This is a genomic window from Shigella sp. FC1544 (genome assembly GCF_001722145.1).
Taxonomy (GTDB): Bacteria; Pseudomonadota; Gammaproteobacteria; order Enterobacterales; family Enterobacteriaceae; genus Escherichia; species Escherichia coli.
The window spans coordinates 1-1,535 of record NZ_MECT01000287.1 but is presented as its reverse complement, the minus strand read 5'-3'; the positions used below and the strand labels follow the sequence as shown (position 1 = coordinate 1,535).

The 1,535-nt window shown below is 40.2% G+C and carries 1 protein-coding gene and 1 pseudogene; both read left to right on the top strand.

What is annotated here, in order from left to right; translation table 11 throughout:
* Window positions 1-5 precede the first annotated feature (5 nt).
* Window positions 6-422 (top strand): annotated as a pseudogene (gene tnpA / locus BGK49_RS27275) (IS200/IS605 family transposase).
* Between the two features lie 875 nt (window positions 423-1,297).
* Window positions 1,298-1,535, top strand: a 238-nt coding sequence (locus tag BGK49_RS14295) for a transposase (protein WP_032335914.1), incomplete at its 3' end; no start/stop codon positions are given.

Here is a 1,535-nt window from a genome sequence, read left to right as displayed (position 1 = left end):
GGTCTGTGAAAAAAGAAACCGATATCCGGCGTGGAAGGCATTGTGTTTTCCTGATGCATGTTCACCTGGTCTTTGTCACCAAATACCGACGTCAGATTTGTGACCATGACGCGACAGAAAAACTACGCACTTACTTTTCAAATGTATGTGCTGATTTTGAAGCTGAACTGGTTGAAATGGATGGCGAACCAGATCACGTCCATTTGTTAATTAACTATCCTCCCAAACTGGCAATATCCAGTCTGGTAAACAGCCTCAAAGGCGTATCGGGTAGGTGACTGCGACGAGATCTACCAGATATTGCAGTCAGGTATTACTACAAAGGCGTTTTGTGGAGTCCTGGCTATTTTGCCAGTAGCTGCGGAGGTGCGCCAATATCCGTCATCCGCCAATACATTGAACAACAGCAAACACCTGGTTAGGTGGAAAACCACGCCTTATATCCCTGCCCTGAAGGACGGGGTTTTACGGCGCACCGGATAAGCCTGGAGATTATCTACACCAGCATGGACATCATTGTACTATGCCCCGTACATGCCCCATCACATCCTCAACATCAAAGTATTAGAGCCTTGCAAACCATTATGCGTCTCAGTTTGTCTCATCTATCTTACGCAAAAAAAAATAGAACTAATATCAAGCGGCGCTATATTGCGTATTAAATAAAACCACCTCAATTACATTAATAAATCTAAACAAACATCATGCAAATAATTTCCATGGTTATTTCTAGGGTATTTAAATTAAATAAATAAATTATGAGTCAATCATAAATAACAACCTTTAATATAATTTAACTACCAAATTTATATTCGTTCACAAAATAGTCATGCATTGTGTGCAATAGAAACAGTTCAGATAAAGATAGGGATCTACTTCACAATTTAAATGAGAAACTAAAACTTACATCTTGAAATAATCTCATTGATTGGATGAATATTTGTAGTGCAGTGACATCATTTTTAAATAATAGTTCAAATAAAAGGGCTCACGATGAAAAAATTAACAGTGGCAATTTCTGCTGTAGCTGCATCTTAACGTATAAACTAGATTTAATAACAACGATATCCGTACCTATCCGGATATCTAATGTCATAAGCATCCCTTTAATTATCCCCTCAACCTCTTGTAACTTTCCCACTCTTGAACTCCACATAGTCCAAACGCCGGATGCAAAAAAATCACACGTGCATTTCTGAAATTGTGATGGAGGAAGATAGTATCAATTATATGTGAGGTAGCCTGAGTTTAACGGACACTCCTTCCTGAAATAGAATGGCATCAGAAGGAGCTAATAATGAGCAGAAAAAACCAACGTTACTCTAAAGAGTTCAAAGCCGAAGCTGTCAGAACGGTTCTTGAAAATCAACTTTCGATCAGTGAAGGCGCTTCCCGATTATCCCTTCCTGAAGGCACTTTAGGACAATGGGTTACCGCCGCCAGAAAAGGGCTCGGTACTCCTGGTTCCCGCACGGTGGCTGAACTGGAATCTGAAATTCTGCAACTGCGTAAGGCGTTAAATGAAGCTCGCCTTG